The organism is Vibrio sp. Y176, assembly GCF_033438945.1.
This window is the reverse complement of record NZ_JAWOQS010000448.1, coordinates 1-742: the sequence shown is the minus strand read 5'-3', so window position 1 is coordinate 742 and position 742 is coordinate 1. Positions and strand designations below refer to the sequence as shown.

General features: G+C 48.5%; 1 protein-coding gene. It reads left to right on the top strand.

Annotated features, from left to right (window positions below):
• Window positions 1–742 (top strand): BCCT family transporter (locus R7O13_RS26600; protein WP_318305174.1); only part of this gene is annotated, 742 nt, incomplete at both ends.

Here is a 742-nt window from a genome sequence, read left to right as displayed (position 1 = left end):
TATTCTTGCAGTACTTGCCACTCTATTTGGTCTAGCGACATCACTTGGTTTAGGCGCTCAGCAGGCGGCAAGTGGTATTCACCATGTATTTGGTGTTGAACCTGGTTTAGGTTTGCAAATTGTAGTTATCACTGTGGTTACTCTGCTCGCAGTGGTTTCTGTTGTTCGCGGTATCGACGGCGGCGTAAAAGTGATCAGTAACATCAACATGGTTGTAGCGTTTTTGCTGCTTATCCTTGTTGGTTTGATTGGCTGGGCGGCGAGTTTAGGCTCGATCCCAACAACGTTAATGGCGTACGTAGAAAACATCATTCCATTGAGTAACCCGTTTGGTCGTACCGACGAAGCTTGGTTCCAAGGCTGGACGGTATTCTACTGGGCTTGGTGGATCTCTTGGTCACCATTCGTTGGTATGTTCATCGCTCGCGTTTCACGCGGCCGTACAGTACGTGAGTTCATCACAGCGGTACTGATTGTTCCGACGGTAGTCACCGTGGTTTGGATGTCGGTGTTTGGCGGTCTGGCGATTGATCAAGTCGTCAACAAAGTAGGCGAGTTAGGCGCAAACGGTCTGACCGACGTATCACTGGCAATGTTCCAAATGTTTGATGTGCTGCCATTTGGCAACATATTGTCGATCATTGCTGTAGTTCTGGTATTGGTATTCTTTATCACCTCTTCAGACTCTGGCTCGCTAGTTATCGACAGCATTACGGCGGGTGGTAAAGTCGATGCGCCTGTA